Annotated in this window: 14 protein-coding genes and 1 tRNA gene; 10 read left to right on the top strand and 5 right to left on the bottom strand. The window is 65.4% G+C overall.

The window, feature by feature from the left end:
* Positions 1–25: 25 nt before the first annotated feature.
* Positions 26–751 (bottom strand): YebC/PmpR family DNA-binding transcriptional regulator, encoded by a 726-nt coding sequence (locus LK540_RS10130; RefSeq protein WP_229437177.1) that lies wholly within the window; start codon positions 749–751, stop codon positions 26–28.
* A gap of 112 nt (positions 752–863) precedes the next feature.
* Entirely contained in the window at positions 864–1652 is a 789-nt protein-coding gene (locus tag LK540_RS10125; RefSeq protein WP_229437176.1) for a DUF2182 domain-containing protein, read from the bottom strand.
* Positions 1653–1825: 173 nt separating this feature from the next.
* Here LK540_RS10125 and LK540_RS10120 point away from each other — a divergent pair, with 173 nt between their 5' ends.
* From LK540_RS10120 to LK540_RS10105, 4 genes are read left to right on the top strand one after another with little or no spacing between them, the layout of a single operon-like run.
* Positions 1826–2746 (top strand): DMT family transporter, encoded by a 921-nt coding sequence (locus tag LK540_RS10120; protein ID WP_229437175.1) that lies wholly within the window; start codon positions 1826–1828, stop codon positions 2744–2746.
* Positions 2747–2757: 11 nt separating this feature from the next.
* Positions 2758–3153: a methylglyoxal synthase gene (locus LK540_RS10115; protein ID WP_229437174.1), complete on the top strand. Its 396-nt coding sequence runs from the start codon at positions 2758–2760 to the stop codon at positions 3151–3153.
* Positions 3153–4127, top strand: a complete 975-nt coding sequence (locus tag LK540_RS10110; RefSeq protein ID WP_229437477.1) for a quinone oxidoreductase — start codon at positions 3153–3155, stop codon at positions 4125–4127. Before LK540_RS10115 ends, LK540_RS10110 begins: the two co-directional genes overlap by 1 nt.
* Complete coding sequence (locus tag LK540_RS10105; protein WP_229437173.1) at positions 4124–4267, top strand: hypothetical protein; 144 nt, start codon at positions 4124–4126, stop codon at positions 4265–4267. The genes LK540_RS10110 and LK540_RS10105 overlap by 4 nt, the downstream gene beginning before the upstream one ends.
* Before the next feature lie 305 nt (positions 4268–4572).
* On the opposite strand, the gene LK540_RS10100 is transcribed toward LK540_RS10105, so the two are convergent.
* A complete protein-coding gene (locus LK540_RS10100; protein WP_229437172.1) occupies positions 4573–5208 on the bottom strand; it encodes a DUF4136 domain-containing protein in 636 nt (211 codons plus the stop codon).
* 202 nt (positions 5209–5410) lie between these two features.
* On the opposite strand from LK540_RS10100, the gene pepN reads away from it, so the two are divergent.
* The 6 genes from pepN to LK540_RS10070 all read left to right on the top strand — a co-directional run bounded on the left by pepN (position 5411) and on the right by LK540_RS10070 (position 13241).
* Positions 5411–8056, top strand: coding sequence for an aminopeptidase N (gene pepN / locus LK540_RS10095; RefSeq protein WP_229437171.1), 2646 nt, complete (start codon positions 5411–5413; stop codon positions 8054–8056).
* Between the two features lie 27 nt (positions 8057–8083).
* Positions 8084–9088 (top strand): class 1 fructose-bisphosphatase, encoded by a 1005-nt coding sequence (locus LK540_RS10090; protein WP_229437170.1) that lies wholly within the window; start codon positions 8084–8086, stop codon positions 9086–9088.
* A gap of 98 nt (positions 9089–9186) precedes the next feature.
* Positions 9187–9262, top strand: a tRNA-Thr gene (locus LK540_RS10085).
* 450 nt (positions 9263–9712) lie between these two features.
* A complete protein-coding gene (locus tag LK540_RS10080; protein WP_229437169.1) occupies positions 9713–10927 on the top strand; it encodes a hypothetical protein in 1215 nt (404 codons plus the stop codon).
* A gap of 448 nt (positions 10928–11375) precedes the next feature.
* The gene (locus LK540_RS10075; RefSeq protein WP_229437168.1) at positions 11376–12185 is read left to right on the top strand and encodes a YqjD family protein; all 810 of its coding nucleotides are present in this window, start codon (positions 11376–11378) and stop codon (positions 12183–12185) included.
* 120 nt (positions 12186–12305) lie between these two features.
* Positions 12306–13241, top strand: a complete 936-nt coding sequence (locus LK540_RS10070; RefSeq protein WP_229437167.1) for a hypothetical protein — start codon at positions 12306–12308, stop codon at positions 13239–13241.
* A gap of 213 nt (positions 13242–13454) precedes the next feature.
* On the opposite strand, the gene LK540_RS10065 is transcribed toward LK540_RS10070, so the two are convergent.
* Positions 13455–16571: an efflux RND transporter permease subunit gene (locus LK540_RS10065; RefSeq protein ID WP_229437166.1), complete on the bottom strand. Its 3117-nt coding sequence runs from the start codon at positions 16569–16571 to the stop codon at positions 13455–13457.
* A gap of 10 nt (positions 16572–16581) precedes the next feature.
* Positions 16582–17823, bottom strand: a complete 1242-nt coding sequence (locus LK540_RS10060) for an efflux RND transporter periplasmic adaptor subunit (RefSeq protein WP_229437165.1) — start codon at positions 17821–17823, stop codon at positions 16582–16584.
* Between the last annotated feature and the right edge of the window lie 100 nt (positions 17824–17923).

The following is a 17923-nucleotide window of genomic DNA, read 5'->3' as shown; positions in this document are numbered from 1 at the left end:
TGGCTTTCGCGCTTGTTCTTCGGATTTACTCTTCGATCACTGCGTTGGTGTAGATCTCCTGGACGTCGTCCAGGTTTTCCAGCGCGTCCAGCAGCTTCTGCATCTTGATGGCGTCGTCGCCCGTGAACACGGTTTCGGTGGCCGGCTTCATGATGACTTCCGCCACTTCGGCCTTGAAGCCCGCCGCTTCCAGCGCCGTCTTCACGTTCGAGAACGCGAACGGGTCGCACAGCACTTCGAAGCCGCCTTCCTCGTCCTGCACCACGTCGTCGGCGCCGGCTTCCAGCGCCGCTTCCATCAGCTTGTCTTCTTCCACGCCCGGCGCGAACAGGAACTGGCCGGTGTGCTTGAACATGAAGGCCACCGAACCCTCGGTGCCCATGTTGCCGCCGAACTTGCTGAAGGCGTGGCGCACTTCGGCCACGGTCCGCACGCGGTTGTCGGTCATGCAGTCGACGATGATCGCCGCGCCGCCGATGCCGTAGCCTTCGTAGCGGATCTCTTCGTAGTCCACGCCTTCCAGGCTGCCCGAGCCGCGCTGGATCGCACGCGTGACGTTGTCCTTCGGCATATTGGCGTCGGCTGCCTTGTCGACTGCCAGGCGCAGGCGCGGGTTGGCGTCGAGGTCGCCGCCGCCCATGCGCGCGGCAACCGTGATTTCCTTGATGAGACGGGTCCAGATCTTGCCGCGCTTGGCGTCGGTGGCGGCTTTCTTATGCTTGATGTTGGCCCATTTGCTGTGTCCAGCCATGTCGAGTATTCCTTAGACGGTACGGGGCTTGCGACCGTTTGACCAAAAGCCCCTTATGCAAGAGTGGCCGACATTCTAGCATGCACCCCGCCCCGGAATCTGCCTCCCCGTGTTATGGAAACAGCAAGAGTGTGCCCCACGCAACGAGCCCGAGTCCGCCGATACAGGCCACTACCGTCCCGCCCGGCAGCAGCTTCTCGGCCAGCAGCAGCCCGGCCAGGCCGAGCAGGGCGGCGAAGTTGGTGACGCCGGCCACGAACAGCAGCAGCATCAGCAGCCAGCACGAGCCGCAACAGTAGAGTCCGTGGCCGAGGCCCATGCGCAGCGCCCCCAGCAGGCCCGAGCGCCAGCCGGTGAGGACAAAGCCGAGCGGATTGCGGCACACCTGCAGGCAGGCATGCTTGGCTGGCGTCCACTGGTAGAGCCCGGCCGCCACCAGGATCAGGCCGCAGGCGCTGGCGTTCATCACGGCCATCCCGGTATCGAGGGCGCCGGCGTCGTGCAGGGCCCACTGGGCCAGGGTGGCCAGGGCGCCGAAGCCGCTCCACACGGCCAGGTAGCCGCCCACGAACAGCAGGGTCGCCAGGTTCGGGTGGCGTACCGACTGCGCCAGGCGGTTGATGCGGGCAAACAGCAGGATCGCCGGCGTGGCGGCCGGCAGCACCATGGCCGACAGCATGGCGCCCCACATCGCCAGCACCAGCACCAGCTCGTAGGCGCGGTAGGGCGGCGTGCTCAGGGGCCGGCTCGTGTGCGCCAGGCTGGCCGGTTCGGCGGACGAGATGTGCAGCGCCTGGAATACCAGGCAGGCCCAGCACAGGGCCACGATGCCCGACAGCCAGGCAATGACGAGCGGACGCTCGCGCCCCGGCTGGGTATCGACGCGGACAAGGGCGGTCATCTGTACGCTCCCGTGGCCCGGTTCGGACGGCCGCGCGGCCGCCGCATGGTTATGCTCGAGTTCGGCATTGTCGCTCCTCATGAATGGTAGATGTAGAGCTTCGACTCCCCGCATGGGCTTGCGTTCCGGGCTTCTGCCGAGCTCGATTTTGTGCTTGGCCGTACAATCGACGGATGACCCAGTCCGCGCCAGGCACATCTGCCGCTTCCATACCACGTGCCACCCTCGTCGGCGGCCTCGCCATCGCCATTGCTGGCGCCGTCCTGTTTTCCACGAAAGCCGTGGTCGCCAAATTGCTGTATCGCTACCACATCGACGCAGTAACATTGATCGCCTTCAGAATGCTGTTCTCGCTTCCGGTGTTCGCTGGCGTGGCGATCTGGAAGATGCGCACGCAAGCCCCGCTGAGCTGGGCTGACCGCTGGCGCATCGTCGGGCTCGGGCTCATCGGTTACTACCTGTCGAGCTACCTCGATTTCCTGGGGCTGCAATACATCTCGGTCGGGCTCGAGCGCCTGATCCTGTTTCTCACGCCGACCTTCGTGCTGGCGATCACCGCCATCTTCCTGAAGCGCCGCATCACGGCCCTGGAGTGGGGCGCGCTGGCCCTGTCCTACTGCGGCATCGTCCTGGTGTTCGTGCACGACCTCGCGGGCGGGGCCGGCAGCACGGTGATCGGCTCGCTGTTCGTGCTGGGCTCGGCCATCACCTATGCCGTCTACCTGCTCGGCTCGGGCGAGATGGTGAAGCGGGTCGGCTCGCTGCGCCTGGTGGCCTACGCGATGTGCGTGTCCAGCGTGGCCGGCATCGCGCAGTTCTTCCTGCTGCGCCCGGCGACGCTGCTGGTGCAGCCGCTGCAGGTGTATGGACTCTCGCTCGTGAACGGGGTTTTCTGTACTATCTTCCCGGTGTTCATGACGATGGTCGCGGTGGGCCGCATCGGCGCCGCCACCGCCTCGCAGGCCGGCATGATCGGGCCGGTGTCGACGCTGTTCCTCGGCGCTTTGCTACTGGGAGAACCGGTCACGGCGGTGCAGCTGGCGGGAACCGGCCTGGTCCTGGCAGGTATCTACATGTTGTCCCTGAAAAAATAGAAAGAGACGAAATGAAGCCTCGCATTGCCCTCATCGCGCACGACAAGAAGAAAGACGACATGATTACGCTGGCCGCCGGGTACCGGGACTTCCTGGCCGGCTGCACGCTCACCGCCACCGGCACCACCGGCGGGCGCCTGATCAACGAACTCGGCCTGACGGTCGAGTGCAAGCATTCCGGGCCCTTCGGCGGCGACTTGCAGATCGGCGCCCAACTGGTGACCGGGGAAATCGATTGCGTGATCTTCCTGCGCGACCCGATGACGCCCCAGCCGCACGAGCCCGACATCAACGCCCTAGTGCGCGCCTGTGACGTGCACAACATCGCCTGCGCAACGAACGTGGCCACGGCGCACCTGGTCCTGTCCCGACTGATGAACGCCAACAACGAGGAGAAGAAACCATGATGGCCAAGGCAATCCGACTCACGCGCACCGGCGGTCCGGAAGTGCTGGAATATGTCGATGTCGAGGTGGGCGAACCGGGCCCGGGCGAAGCGCGCGTGCGCCAGCATGCGATCGGGCTGAACTACATCGACGTGTATTTCCGCACCGGCCTGTACCCGATGCCCTTGCCCAGCGGACTGGGGCAAGAAGGCGCCGGCGTGGTCGAGGCGGTGGGCGAGGGCGTGACCCACGTGCAGCCGGGCGACCGCGTGGCCTATGCCGGGCGGCCGAACGGCGCCTACAGCGAACTGCGCACCATGCCGGCCGACATCCTGGTGAAGCTACCGGACGCGATCGACTTCGAGACCGCCGCTGCCATGATGCTGCAGGGGCTGACGGTGCAATACCTGTTCAATAGCACCTACAAGCTGCAGGCGGGCCAGACGATTCTGTTCCATGCGGCGGCCGGCGGCGTCGGGCTGATCGCCTGCCAGTGGGCGCGGGCGCTGGGCGTGAACCTGATCGGCACGGTCGGGTCGAAGGAAAAGGGTGAGCTGGCGCTGGCGCATGGCGCCGCACACGTGATCAACTACAACGAGGAAGACATCGTGGCGCGCGTGCTGGAGATCACCGGCGGTAAGAAGGTGCCGGTGGTCTATGACTCGGTGGGTAAGGACACCTTCATCCGCTCGCTCGACTGCCTGCAGCCGCGCGGGCTGATGGTCAGCTTCGGCAACTCGTCCGGGGCGGTGCCGGCGTTCACCATGAACGAACTGGCGTCGCGCGGCTCGCTGTATCTCACGCGGCCCTCGCTTGGGTCGTACGCGGCCACGCGGCCCGAGCTGGAGGCGATGGCAGCCGATCTGTTCGAGATGGTTGGTAGCGGCAAGGTGAAGATCGACATCCACCAGCGCTTCGACTTGGCCGATGCGGCGCAAGCCCACATCGCGCTCGAAGCCCGCCGCACGACGGGCTCGACGATCCTGCTGCCATGAGGGAGTTCAGCGACGACCGCGAGCCGAACGAGCCGGAGGCCGGCGGCACGCCGAAGTTCGGGCGTTTATTGATTGTGCTGGTGCTGGCGGTGCTTCTCATTATCGCGATCACCTTCGGCTCCGAGGCCTATTTCTCATAGGCGGATTCGACCGTACGGTGGGCACTCCGTGCCCACGCGGTTACGTGCGTGGGCTATTGGCTACGTGCAGTGACGATTCGCTCGCGCAGTATCCGCGAGCCAGAATCCGATCTCGGCCGAGTGATATCGCGCGAGCGACATTTCACGGCACGTGTCCTCAAGGATGAGCACGTAACCGCGTGGGCACGGAGTGCCCACCGTACGGGTGATTGCAGCAGCGAGATCATGCGCAATCAGCAATAAAAAAGCCGGGGATCACCCCCGGCTTTTGATTCCGCCAAGCCAGCTTTCACCAGCCCCGCATCTCATCCATTCTTGCGCTGCAACTCCACCCGCCTGACCCCACCGCTCGGCCCCGGGAAGCCCGCAAACGCGCTCTGCACCAGCGCCGGCATCACTTCCGGCGTGGATAGCTCGCGGCTCATGTTGTGCACGGTAACATCGAACAAGCGCTTGTCGCCCGCATCCTTGATCGACACCTGCAGCTCGCGCCGGTACTGGTGCTGGATCGACACTTCATACGCCGGGAAGGGATTCCAGAACGGGTCATAGAACGGGTGATACCAGCCCGCCCAGCGCCCGCGCGGACCGAAGCGCGGGCCCATGCGGTAATACGGATAGCCATACATCGGCATCGCCGGTTCGATCACGCGCACCGGCACGTCGGTGGTCGTGAAGCGCATGCCCACTTTCAGGGCCGCCGGGCCGGCTGGCGCTTCACGGAAACCCAGTTGCGCCAGTTGCCCGCGCACCAGGTTCTGGTAGCTCTGGTATTCCAGGGTGTTGTCGATGGCGGGTGGTGCTTCGAAGACATAACTCTTCTCCTCGATCTGCGCCGGCCACTGGTGGAAGGTGGTGACATCGCTGCGGATGGTGGTCGCGCAGCCGCCCAACAGCAGGGCCATGGCAGCCGCGGCTGTCATCATGATCAAGCGTTTCATTCGTTTCTCTCTCTTCAATGGATAGACGGTCTTTGCCTATCCTTAGCTTGCGCCTGCTACCACATTTTTACAGATAAATTTACACCCCGTTACCAGTGCCACATCCCGACACATGCCGATACACGGAATTCAGGCGCGTCCCGCCAAACCTTGTTGGTAGAATAAGACCTTCTTCTTCGACCGTATTTTTCGGAACCATCCCATGCGCACCGATACGCCCCAGACGATCTACCGGAAAGACTACACCCCGCCCAGCTACCTCGTGGACACCGTCGAACTCGGCTTCGACCTCGATCCCGCCCGCACCATCGTCGCCAACCGGCTGACGATGCGCCGCAATCCAGACAGCGCCCAGCGCGAAATCGAGCTCTATGGCGAAAACCTGGAGCTGGTGGCGCTGCGCATGAATGGCAAGGACCTTGGCGAGCAGGATTACCGCATCGAAGGCAGCCTGCTGACCATTCCCGATACGCCCGAAGAAGTCACGCTCGAGATCGAAACGATCTGCGTGCCGGAACAGAACACCACGCTCAACGGCCTGTACACCTCGAACGGCAGCTTCTACACCCAGTGCGAGGCCGAAGGCTTCCGCGCCATCACCTACTTCCCGGACCGCCCGGACGTGATGGCCAAGTTCACAGTCATGCTGCGCGCCGACAAGGACAAGTACCCGGTGCTGCTGTCGAACGGTAACCTGGTCGAAGAAGGCGAGCTGGGCGACGGCCGCCACTACGCCAAGTGGGAAGACCCGTTCAAGAAGCCTTCCTACCTGTTCGCCCTGGTCGCCGCGCGCCTGGTCTGCCAGGAAGAAACGTTCAGGCTGGCCGACGGCCGCGACGCCCTGCTGCAGGTGTGGGTGGAAGAGGGCAACCTCGACAAGACCGACTACGCCATGCAGTCGCTGAAGAACAGTATCCGCTGGGACGAAGAGCGCTGGGGCCTGGAGCTCGACCTCGACCGCTTCATGATCGTCGCCGTCAGCGACTTCAACATGGGCGCGATGGAAAACAAGGGCCTGAACATCTTCAACACCAAGTTCGTGCTGGCCAATCCGCGCGTGGCCACCGACATCGACTTCCAGGGCATCGAAGCCGTGGTCGGCCACGAATACTTCCACAACTGGACCGGCAACCGCGTGACCTGCCGCGATTGGTTCCAGTTGTCGCTGAAGGAAGGCTTGACCGTCTTCCGCGACCAGGAATTCTCCGCCGACATGGTCGGCACCGACACCGGCCGCGCCGTCGGCCGCATCGACCAGGTGCGCACCTTGCGCCAGGCGCAGTTCCCGGAAGACGCCGGCCCGATGGCCCACCCGGTGCGTCCCGACTCCTTTGTCGAGATCAACAATTTCTACACCGTGACGGTGTACGAAAAGGGCGCCGAAGTCGTGCGCATGTACCAGACCCTGCTGGGCCGCGAAGGCTTCCGCAAGGGCATGGATCTCTACTTTGAACGCCACGACGAGCAAGCCGTCACCTGCGACGATTTCCGCCGCGCCATGGCTGACGCGAACGGCCGCGATTTGTCCCTGTTCGAGCGCTGGTACAGCCAGGCCGGCACCCCGGTCGTGCGCGCCGAAACCCGCTACGACGAGCTCGCCAAGACCTACACGCTGACCTTCTTCCAGTCCTGCCCGGCCACGCCCGGCCAGACCAGCAAGTTCCCCTTCCACATTCCGGTGGCCGTGGGCCTGCTAGGGGCGGACGGCAAGGACATGCCGCTCACCATCGATGGCCAGGATGCCGGTACGACGGCCGTGCTGGAACTCACCCAGTCCGAACAAAGCTTCGTGTTCGAGAACGTGCAGGAACAGCCGACCCCGTCGATTCTGCGCGATTTTTCCGCGCCGATCATCCTCGACTACAACTACGGCGACGCCGACCTGCTGCACCTGTTCAATAACGACAGCGACCCGGTGAACCGCTGGGAAGCCGGCCAGCGCCTGGCCATGGGGCGCCTGTTGAAGCTGACCGGCGAAGCCGGCGTTGGCGCGCCGCTGCTGCTGGACGACACCTTCCTGCTGGCCATGGGCAAGATGCTGAGCGACGACACCCTCGACCCGGCCTTCCGCGAGCAGGCCCTGCTGCTGCCTTCGGAAACCATGGTCGCCGAGCAGATCGCCGTGGTCGACCCGCTGGCGATCCACCTGGCGCGCCAGTTCGTGCGTGCCAACATCGGTGCGCGCCTGCGCGAGCAATTGCTGGCCCAGTACCACGCGAATGCCACCCCGGGCGAGTACAGCCCGGACGCACTGTCGATCGGCAAGCGCGCCCTGAAGAACCTGTGCCTGGCCTACCTGACGGCGGCCCAGGACGAGGAGGGCATCCGGCTTGCCCAGGACCAGTTCGAGAATGCTGGCAACATGACCGACCGCGTCGCCGCCCTGAGCGCGATGATCCATGCGCGCGTGCCCGCGGTCGATGCCGCCCTGCAGCGTTTCTACGACGAGTTCGAGGACGAAGCCCTGGTCATCGACAAGTGGTTCGCCATGCAGGCGTCGAGCGCCACGAGCGACGTGGCCGCCGTACGCGAACTGATGCGCCATCCGGCCTTCAACCTGCGCAACCCGAACCGCGCGCGCAGCCTGGTCTCGAGCTTCTGCGCCAACAACCCGGTGCAGTTCCACGCGCCGGACGGCAGCGGCTATGCCTTCTGGGCCGAGCAGGTGATCACCCTCGACGGCCTGAACCCGCAGGTGGCAAGCCGCCTGGCGCGCGCCATGGACCGCTGGCGCCGTTACACCCCGGCGCTGCAGGAACAGATGAAGAAAGCGCTGCAGCAGGTGGCAGGGCAGCAACGCCTGTCGAACGACGTGCGCGAAGTCGTCGGCAAAGCACTGGCGAACTAACAGTATTTAACAAACCAAAGGAAGTTCATGAAACGCGTCAGTCTCACGCAACACCTCGTGGAGGAGCAACGCCTCCACAACACCATTCCGGCCGAGCTGCGCCTCCTGATCGAGGTCGTGGCCCGCGCCTGCAAGCGCATCAGCTATGAAGTCAGCAAGGGCGCCCTGGGCGACATCCTCGGCAGCGCCGACACCGAGAACATCCAGGGCGAAGTGCAGAAGAAGCTGGACGTGATTTCCAACGAGATCCTGCTCGAAGCGAACGAGTGGGGCGGCCACCTGGCGGCCATGGCATCGGAAGAAATGGAAAGCATCCACCCGATCCCGAACCGCTATCCGAAGGGCGAGTACATGCTGCTCTTCGATCCGCTCGACGGCTCCTCGAACATCGACGTCAACGTGTCGATCGGCACCATCTTCTCGGTGCTGAAGGCCCCGGAAGGCATGGGCGAACCGACCGAGCAGGCCTTCCTGCAGCCGGGCACGGCCCAGGTGGCGGCCGGCTACGCGGTGTACGGCCCGCAAACCATGCTGGTGCTGACCACCGGCGACGGCGTGCACTGCTTCACCCTGGACCGCGAAATGGGTTCCTGGGTCCTCACCCAGAGCAACATGCAGATCCCGGCGAGCACGAAAGAGTTTGCGATCAACATGTCGAACAAGCGCCACTGGCACCCGCCTGTGCAGCGCTACGTCGACGAAATGCTGGCCGGCAAAACCGGTGCGCGCGGCAAGGACTTCAACATGCGCTGGATCGCCTCGATGGTGGCCGACGTGCACCGCATCCTGAACCGCGGCGGTGTCTTCATGTACCCGGCCGACATGCGCGACCCTTCGCAGCCGGGCAAGCTGCGCCTGATGTACGAAGCCAACCCGATGGCGATGATCGTCGAGCAGGCCGGCGGCGCCGCCACCGACGGCGTGAACCGCATCATGGACATTCCGCCGACCAAGCTGCACCAGCGCGTGCCGGTGTTCCTCGGTTCGAAGGAAGAAGTCGAGCTGGTGACGCGTTATCACACCGAGCAATAATTTTTTGGCAAATCCCGCGCGAAATTGCCGAGCCGGACTAGCACGTTTGCTACGTTGTTGCTAGAATACGGCTCTTCGCCGGGATAGCCTGGCGTAGAGCCGCTGTAGCTCAGTCGGTAGAGCAGCGCATTCGTAATGCGAAGGTCACCAGTTCGATTCCGGTCAGCGGCACCAAGGATTCAGCAGGAAAGAAAAGGGTTGCACGTTCAAGCGTGCAGCCCTTTTTCTTTGCCTGAAAGTTGCATATAAAGCATCTACATTTGTGAGAATGTTTCTTTTTTGATAGAATAGCCGGGCTTGAAGATCATCTCTTCAGCTTTTCGCATCGGTTTCAACAGCAAACCATCACCGATGCTTGCCCCTGCATGGGGCGCCGCGCCGGCCTGTGATGCCGGATCACGCTATTCGACCCGACCCACGCGGTCTTCCTGGCTGCCAATAGCCGGAAAGACAATGCCACCCCTTCCGGTATCAGGCCTGCCATGGCCAGCCTGCACCGGTTCGCCAGCAGCACCGCTGCAAGACAATGTTCTTTTCCTGGGGATGGGCGTTGCGACACGCCATAGCGCCGGCCAGCCGGCACGTGGATCGCCGTCGTGGCCGTCGGGCCAGAGAAAGGAAAGAATGACTGACACAATCTCCCTGTGCGCCACTGTACTGGCCACTTCCACGATCGCTGCCGCGGTCCTGGCCTGGACCCCTGCCTGCGCTGCCGACGGCGCCGAGTCGCCGCTCAAGATCGGCGGCGCGGTCCGCTTCAATTACGTCTACAAGAGCTGGCAGGACGAGTATTCGAGCGGCTTCTTCGGTCTGGACACGGCGCGCCTGAACGTCGACTACGACGACGGTACGTTGATCGGTTCGGCTGAATACCGCTACAACAATTACCCGACAGGGCAGGGCGGCTACTGGCAGCACTTCCTGCACCACGGCTGGGTCGGCATGCGCTTTGCCGACAAGAGCACGCTGCATGTGGGCCTGGACAAGCAGGTCTTCGGGCTGTATCCCTTCGCATCGAACAATTTTTACTCGTCGATCGCCTTCTATGCCGGCTTCGAAGACAAGTACGACCTGGGCCTGACCTATGCCAGCCGGCCCGGCCCCTTCGAGTGGCAGCTCGGCTTTTATCCACGCGACGGCGGTTCCTACGGCGGCGGCGGCAATACGGCCGGCGCGTCGAACCGCTACTCCTACAACATCGTGGCCGACGACGAGCAGGGCTTCGGCACCGGGCAGCACGACAGCGAGCGCAACACCCTGGTCGGGCGCATGGCCTGGCATGTCGGGCCGGATGCGCGGCACGAAGTCGGCGTTTCGGGCCTCAGCGGCGAGATCCGCAACGGCGCCGGCGACACGACCCGGCGCAATGCGGCGGCCGTCCACTACGCCGGGCCGGTGGGCCCATTCAAGCTGATGCTCGAGGCCTTGCGCTACCGCTACCGCACCAGCCACGACGCCAGCCAGACCTATGGCGGGCTCGACCCCAACAGCTTCGTGATGCTCGGCGCCTTCGGCTACCCGTATCCGCTCGCCACGAAAGGAAATATCTACATCGCCAACCTCAGCTACGACATTCCCGGCAAGCTGGGGCCGTTCGGCGGCTTCAAGGTCTACAACGACTACGGCATCCTGAAGAAACAGGTCGGCGGCTACAAGGATTCGGTGCAGAACGTCACCGGCCTGAGCTTCTCGTCGGGGAAATGGGTGTTCTACATGGACTTCATGCGCGGCAAGCACCATCCCTACCTGTCGCCGGATGCCGGCGGGCTGGGTGCGACGCCAACCGAGTACGACCGCTCGACGCGCCGCATCAACCTGCAGGCCGGTTACTATTTTTGAGTGCCGCCCAACCCGCTCGGGATGAAGCTTGCCATTTGTACCAAGCAATTTATCTTTCCTATACGCCGTGCTTTTCACTGTCATCTTCACTGAAAAGCCATCGATCCAACAGCTCTGTTAGTCAGCGCACTGTCCGGCCTTCCCAGCTGTTATAACTTTTGTATCACGACGCGGTTTTCCCGACAGCCGCAATCGTGCAGTACGCCGGACCGGCGTACGCTGTGAGACGGGATGCGAAAGTGACGTGCTACGAAGGAAATTAACGGAACTTTTGAGGTTGCCAGATGTCGTCGATTTCATTCGTTGATGGAAGGCACAATCTGAATGACCCATTGATGTAGCGCAGTCCATTTTCGCGCCTCCGTTTTGTTTCGAGCGCAATCGGGGAGAATGTGGATCGGTATCGGTCTGCTCCGCGGTGATCACATTTTTTACGAGGACAAAAGTCATGGATAATCAGAAATCGAGCGAGGGAAAAGGCGTTGAGGCCGGCCGTCAAGGTGCAGGCAGCAGCATTGGCAAAGACCAGCAATCGGGCCTGAACAAGGACCTGCAATCGGGCGCCAGCAGCCAGAAGGGCGCCAGCGGCTCGTCGGGCAGCACCGGTTCGTCGTCGGGCAGCATGAGCGGCGGTTCGTCGTCGAGCGCCAGCCCATCGACGAGCTCGGTCAGCTCGAGCGGCAACGCCGGCGCAACGGGCGGCAGCGCTGCCGGTTCGTCGGGCAGCATGGGTTCGTCGTCGTCGTCGTCGTCGTCCGGCGGCACCTCGGGTTCGTCGGGCGCCATGGGCTCCTCGTCGACCGGCAGCTCGCCATCGAGCGCCAGCTCGGGTTCGGCTTCGGGCGTGGGTTCGTCGGCTTCGACCGGCGCAACGGGCGGCTCGTCGGCAAGCACCGGCAGCGACGCATCGAAAGATTCCGCGAAAGATTCGTCGTCGAAAGACGCGAGCGTGCTGTCGTCGGTCAAGCCTGAAGAAATGCACAAGTCGATCGACAAGGCCGCCGAGGCAGCCCAGCCGATGGTCGAGCGCGTCGTCAGCAGCGCCCACGCCGGCGTCGACAAGCTGAGCGGCCTCCTGAGCACCGCCCAGGAAAGCTTCGGCTCGCGCAAGGAGCAAGTCAACGACACCTACCAGCAACTGGCCGACTCGGGCCGCGAGTATGTCCGCAACAAGCCGGGCACCGCCATCGCCATCGCCGTGGGCGTGGGCTACGTCCTCGCCAAGCTGCTGGGCGGCAGCAACCGCCGCGATTACTGATCGCAGCTGATCGCGCCTGAGGCAGCGTGAAGCTGCTTCAGGTCGCCTCAGGCATACATTCCCGGCCCGCAGCACGCTGGCCGGGATTCAGCACCTACAAGCATTCAGAACGGAGAACTTATGCAAGCTCATTCGGTGAGCGGGACCACGCACGCCCCTGCGGGCGGCATTCCGGCTCAAAACCTGCCTGACGGCGCCGTCGAGGCGCACCGCTCCGGAGTATCGTGGGGCGCGATTTTCGCGGGCGCCGTGGCTGCCGCTGCGCTCTCCCTCGTGCTCTACCTGCTCGGCTCGGGCTTCGGCTTTGCCGCTGCTTCGCCCTGGTCCGACAATTCGGGCGTTGCGCTCGGCATCTCGGCCATCCTGTGGCTGACCTTTACCCAGCTCGCCGCCTCGGCTGTCGGCGGCTACCTGGCCGGGCGCCTGCGCGTGAAATGGGCCAGCGTCCGCACCGACGAAGTCTACTTCCGCGATACCGCGCACGGCATGCTGGCCTGGGCCGTGGCCACGCTGCTCACCGCCGCCTTCTTCGGCGGCCTGATGAGCAAGATGGCCGGCAGCGCCGTCGATGCCGGCGCCGGCGTCGCCAAGACAGCCATTGCCAGCGGCGCCGCCGCAACGGCAGCGGTGGCGAACCAGGATGGCGGCAATGGCAACGGCGCCGGCACCAATCCGCTCGACTATTTTTCGGACATGATGCTGCGCAGCGAAAAGCCGGGCACCGTCGACGACGCCAACCTGCGCCGCGAAACCGTGCGCATCCTGGCCAACAGCGTGCCGAACGGCAGCCTGGCCACCGAAGACCGCGCCTATCTGGCCACCCGCATCGCCGAGCGTACCGGCCTGGACCGCGTGACCGCCGAACGGCGCGTCGACGACGTCTATGCCCGCAGCGCGGCAGCGGCGGCCAAGGCCAAGGCCACCGCCAAGGAAGCGGCCGACAAGGCCCGCAAGGCAGCGGCCGGCACGGCATTGTGGCTGACCGTGGCCCTGTTCATCGGCGCCTTCGTTGCCAGCTGGTGCGCCACGATCGGCGGCCGCCTGCGCGACGCCTGAGCGCCGCATTCAACCAATCAGAAGGGAGAACACCATGCGTTCGATACTACTCTGGCTGCTGGGCGTACCGATCCCGATCATCATCCTGCTCGCGATCATCTTCTAACAGCACATTGCATGAAACAAAACGCCGGCATTGCCGGCGTTTTGCGTAGGGTGGCCGGCTCCACCCTGCGAACGACGGGCGCTGCGTTACCGGCCAACGCCGCACCCTCACTTCATCGCCGACGGCTCCTCGGTCTTGGCCGGCGCCCCGTGCGGATGCCTGCGCGCCCGGTTCACGCCGCGCCACATCAGGTTCTTGAAGTCGTCCACATAGGTGAACACGGCCGGCACCACCAGCAGGCTGAGCAGGGTCGAGGTGATCAGCCCGCCGATCACGGCAATCGCCATCGGCGAGCGGAAGCTCGGGTCGCCTGACAGGCCCATGGCCAGCGGCAGCATGCCGGCGCCCATCGCAATCGTGGTCATGATGATGGGCCGCGAGCGCTTGTGGCAGGCGTCGACCAGGGCATCGAAGCGGTCCATGCCGGCCTTGCGCGCCAGGATTGCGTAGTCCACCAGCAGGATCGAGTTCTTGGTCACGATTCCCATCAGCATGATCAGGCCGATCATGGTGGGCATCGACAGCGCGCTGTTGGTCAACAGCAGGGCGACAAACGCGCCGCCGATCGACAGCGGCAGCGCCGCCAAAATCGTCAGCGGCTGCATGAAGTCGGCAAACAGCAGCACCAGCACGCCGTAGATGCACAGCACGCCGATGGTCATGGCGATGCCGAAGCTGGCGAACAGCGCCTGCATTTCCTGGGCGTCGCCGAGTTCCGCGATCGTCACCGAAGCCGGCAGCGTGTTAAAGGCGGGCAGGGCGCGCGCCTCGGCATTCACTTCGCCCAGCGAGCGGCCCGACAGCTCGACGTCGAGCGTCACGTTGCGGCTGCGGTTCAGGCGGTCGATCTGCGCGGGGCCGCTTTCCATGGTGATGCTCGCCACGCTGGCCAGCAGCACGGGCCCGTTCTTGCCCGGCACCGTCAGGCGCCCGATGGCGTCGAGGTCGGCACGCACCGCGTCCGGCAGTTTCACCCGGATCGGCACCTGGCGTTCGGACAGGTTCATCTTCGCCAGCGACTGCTCGTAGTCGCCGGCGGTGGCCACGCGCACCGTTTCGCCGATTGCCGCCGCCGTCACGCCCAGGTCGGCGGCGCGCGCAAAGTCGGGCCGCACGATGATTTCCGGACGCACCAGCGAGGCGCTGGAGCTGACGTTGCCGATGCCCTGCAGCGTGCGCAGGTCGCGTTCCGCGCGCTGGGCGGCGGCGGCCAGCGCGACGGGGTCTTCGCTCCTGAGCACCAGCTGCATCTTGCTGCCGGTGTCGGCCTGGCCGACGGTGAAGCGCGCGCCGGGGATGGCGGACAATTCCGTCCGCATGCGGCGCTCCAGCACATCGAGCTTGTCGTCGCGGTCGCTGCGGTGCACGGTGGTCACGGTCAGCACCGCGCGCCGCGCCTCGGCCGCCGCGCCGGGCGCAAAGGCGTCGCCGCTGGAGCCGCCGCCAATCGAAGAGAACACGCCGGTCACGCCCGGCACGCGCATCGTCGCCAGGCGCGCCTGCTCGGCCACCGCGTGCGTCTGCGCCAGCGTCGAGCCGGGCGGCAGCTCGACGTTGATCAGGGTCTGGCCGCGGTCGGCGGCCGGCACGAAGCCGGTGGGCAGCAGCGGCACCAGGGAAATCGAGGCAACGAAGAACACGGCGGTGGCAAGTGCGGTCAAGCCGCGGTGCCGCAGGCACCACTGCATGGCGCCCATGTAGCGGCGCATCAGCCGCCCGTCCTTCTGCTCGTGCTGCTTGGCGGGCTTCAGGATGTAGGCCGCCATCATCGGCGTGAGCAAACGCGCCACCACCAGCGAAGCCAGGATCGCCAGCACCGCAGTCCAGCCGAACTGCTTGAAGAAGCGCCCCGGAATGCCGCCCATGAAGGCGGTCGGCAGGAACACCGCCACCAGCGAGAAGGTGGTGGCGATCACCGCCATGCCGATTTCGTCGGCCGCTTCGAGCGCCGCCTGCATCGGCGATTTCCCCATCTGCAGGTGGCGTGCGATGTTCTCGATCTCGACGATGGCGTCGTCCACCAGCACGCCAACCACCAGGGCCAGCGAGAGCAGGGTCACCATGTTCAGCGTGTAGCCAAACAGGTACTGGCCAAGGAAGGCGGGGATCACCGACAGCGGCAGCGCGGCGGCGGCCACCAGGGTCGCGCGCCAGTCGCGCAGGAACCACCACACCACCAGCACGGCCAGCCCCGCGCCTTCGTACAGCATCTCCATCGAGGCGTCGAAGTTTTCCTGCACCGGCTCGGCGTTGTCGACCACTTCCTTCAGGATCACGTTCGGGTGCGCCTTTTGCAGGTCCGCCACGGCCTGGCGCGCGCCTTCGGCCACCTCGGTTTCGCTGGCGCCGCGCGTGCGGAACACCTCGAAGCCGATCACGCGGCGCCCGTCCTGCTCGGCCAGCGCGCGCGGCTCGCTGACGGTGTCGATCACCTTCGCTACTTCGTCCAGGCGCACGCGGCGGCCGTCGGGCAGGGGGATGTCCATGCGCGCCAGTTCCTGGGCGCTGCCGACGGTGGCCAGGGTGCGCACCGATTGCTCGGCGCCGCTGACGTCGCCGCGACCGCCCGGCGCCTCACGCTGCACGTTGCGCAGCTGGCGCGACACGTCCAGGGCCGAGACGCGCAGCGCCGCCATGCGCGCGTCGTCGAGTTCGACGCGGATTTCGCGGTCGACGCCGCCGATGCGCTTCACTGCGCCCATGCCGGGTACGCTCAGCAGGCGTTTCGATACGGCGTTGTCGACGAACCAGCTCAGTTCCTGGTCGTCCAGCGCTGTCGCACCGGGCTTCGCGGTCGCGGTAAAGGTGAGCACGGCGCGGCCGGCGGTGGCGGTCTTGGTCACGCTCGGCTCGCGCATCTCGGCCGGCATGTCGGCGCGCACCTGGGAGACGGCGTCGCGCACGTCGTTCACCGCGTCCGACAAATTTTTATCGAGGATGAATTCGACGGTGACCGTGGCCACGCCGTCGAGCACGCGCGTGTAGATGTTCTTCACGCCTTGCAGGGTGGCGACCGAGTCCTCGATCTTGCGCGCGACCTCGGTTTCCAGCTGGGCCGGCGCGGCGCCGTCGAGGGTGGCGGTGACGGTCACGATCGGCAGTTCGATATCGGGGAAGAACTGGATCTTGTTCGACTTGAAGGCGAGCAGGCCGGCCAGCGTGAGCAGGGCGAACAGCAGGATCGCCGGGATCGGGTTGCGGATCGAGAGGGCGGAAAAGTTCATCGACGGCCCCTCAGCGCGTAGCGCCGCCGGCGGCAGTACCGGCTGCAGTATTGGCAGCAGTACTGGCTCCGATGCCGGCCGGAGCGTTTGCCGGGGCGGCGCCCGGCGTTACCGTCGCCGGTGCATTCGCCGCCGGTGCCTTTCCAGGCGCCTGGACATTGCGTACCAAGTCACCATCGTTCAGGAAACCGGCGCCGCTGACCACGATCTGCGCATCCGGCGCCAGCCCGCCCAGCACCTCGATGCGCTCGCCCAGGCGGCGCCCGGTCGTGATCTTTTGCTGGCTCACGCGGCTGTCCGCATTCAGGCGGAACACGTAATTGAAACCGTCGCGCACGGCGATCGCCTGCTGCGGCACGGTCAGCGCGTTCGAGGCGCCCATCTCGAATTCGCCGCCGGCGAACATGCCGGCCTTTAGCGGCGCGGTGCTGCTCATGGCCGGCGGCAGGTCGACGTAGACCAGGGCGGTGCGCGTCTGCGCGTCGACGGTTGGCGCGATCATGCGCACCTTGCCTGCCACTTCGCTGCCGTTGGCGGCCTTGACGACCGCGCGCGTGCCCGGCTTGATGCGGTCGATGTCGGCCGCCGTGACTTCGGCGCGCCATTCCAGGCGGCCCTGGCGGATCAGGCGGAACAGCTCCGTACCGGCGCCGACTACGGCGCCGACAGTGGCATTGCGCGCCGAAATCACGCCGCTGTCGGGCGCCACCACGGTGGCGTACTTCAGGCGCAGCTGCTGCTGGGTGAGGGTGGCGCGCGCGGCGGCCACGCGCGCGGTGGCGGTGTTCGCGGCGGTGAGATATTGCGCTACCTGCTGCTCGCTCATCGCGCCCGAGCTGCGCAGGGCTTCGCCGCGGCGCGCATTGGCGGCGGCTTCCTCGGCGTTCGCCTGCGCTTCCTGCAGCGCCGCGCGCGCCTGGGCGACGTCGGCATTCACGGTATCGGCAGAGAACACGGCCAACACGTCGCCCTTTTTCACCACGTCGCCCACGTTCACGCGTACCTCCGTCAGGCGCAGGCCGTTCGACTCGCTGCCGATCACCGCTTCCTGCCAGGCGGCCACGTTGCCGTTGGCGCCCAGGCGCAGCGGCAGCTCGGCGGTCGCGGGGCGCGCGGTGGTGACGGTGAGTGCGGGCGTGGCCGGGGTGTTCTTCTGCTTGTCGCCGGCATCGCGGCCGCAGCCGGCCAGGGCCAGGACGATCAGCGCGGCCGAGCCGGCACGCAGGGGAAGGCGGGGAGTCGTGAATCGCATGTGCTTGGTTTCCATGTCTGCTGGGCCGCTGCCGGCAATATCGAAGCAGTTTATCGCAAAGGCAAGGCGTTTCCGCTCGCGTTCGAGTCCTGCCTCTAAT

The organism is Massilia sp. IC2-278 (assembly GCF_020708045.1).
Taxonomy (GTDB): Bacteria; Pseudomonadota; Gammaproteobacteria; order Burkholderiales; family Burkholderiaceae_D; genus Telluria.
Note: the sequence above shows the minus strand (reverse complement) of the source record. Positions and strands in the feature narration are given on the sequence as shown.

Excerpts from the sequence above, each read along its gene's own strand:
- LK540_RS10115 (WP_229437174.1), top strand. The coding sequence starts at position 2,758 with ATGAAGCCTCGCATTGCCCTCATCGCGCACGACAAGAAGAAAGACGAC.
- LK540_RS10075 (WP_229437168.1), top strand. The coding sequence starts at position 11,376 with ATGGATAATCAGAAATCGAGCGAGGGAAAAGGCGTTGAGGCCGGCCGT.
- LK540_RS10105 (WP_229437173.1), top strand. The coding sequence starts at position 4,124 with ATGAGGGAGTTCAGCGACGACCGCGAGCCGAACGAGCCGGAGGCCGGC.
- pepN (WP_229437171.1), top strand. The coding sequence starts at position 5,411 with ATGCGCACCGATACGCCCCAGACGATCTACCGGAAAGACTACACCCCG.
- LK540_RS10070 (WP_229437167.1), top strand. The coding sequence starts at position 12,306 with ATGCAAGCTCATTCGGTGAGCGGGACCACGCACGCCCCTGCGGGCGGC.
- LK540_RS10060 (WP_229437165.1), bottom strand. The coding sequence starts at position 17,823 with ATGCGATTCACGACTCCCCGCCTTCCCCTGCGTGCCGGCTCGGCCGCG.
- LK540_RS10090 (WP_229437170.1), top strand. The coding sequence starts at position 8,084 with ATGAAACGCGTCAGTCTCACGCAACACCTCGTGGAGGAGCAACGCCTC.
- LK540_RS10100 (WP_229437172.1), bottom strand. The coding sequence starts at position 5,208 with ATGAAACGCTTGATCATGATGACAGCCGCGGCTGCCATGGCCCTGCTG.
- LK540_RS10125 (WP_229437176.1), bottom strand. The coding sequence starts at position 1,652 with ATGACCGCCCTTGTCCGCGTCGATACCCAGCCGGGGCGCGAGCGTCCG.
- LK540_RS10080 (WP_229437169.1), top strand. The coding sequence starts at position 9,713 with ATGACTGACACAATCTCCCTGTGCGCCACTGTACTGGCCACTTCCACG.
- LK540_RS10130 (WP_229437177.1), bottom strand. The coding sequence starts at position 751 with ATGGCTGGACACAGCAAATGGGCCAACATCAAGCATAAGAAAGCCGCC.
- LK540_RS10110 (WP_229437477.1), top strand. The coding sequence starts at position 3,153 with ATGGCCAAGGCAATCCGACTCACGCGCACCGGCGGTCCGGAAGTGCTG.
- LK540_RS10120 (WP_229437175.1), top strand. The coding sequence starts at position 1,826 with ATGACCCAGTCCGCGCCAGGCACATCTGCCGCTTCCATACCACGTGCC.
- LK540_RS10065 (WP_229437166.1), bottom strand. The coding sequence starts at position 16,571 with ATGAACTTTTCCGCCCTCTCGATCCGCAACCCGATCCCGGCGATCCTG.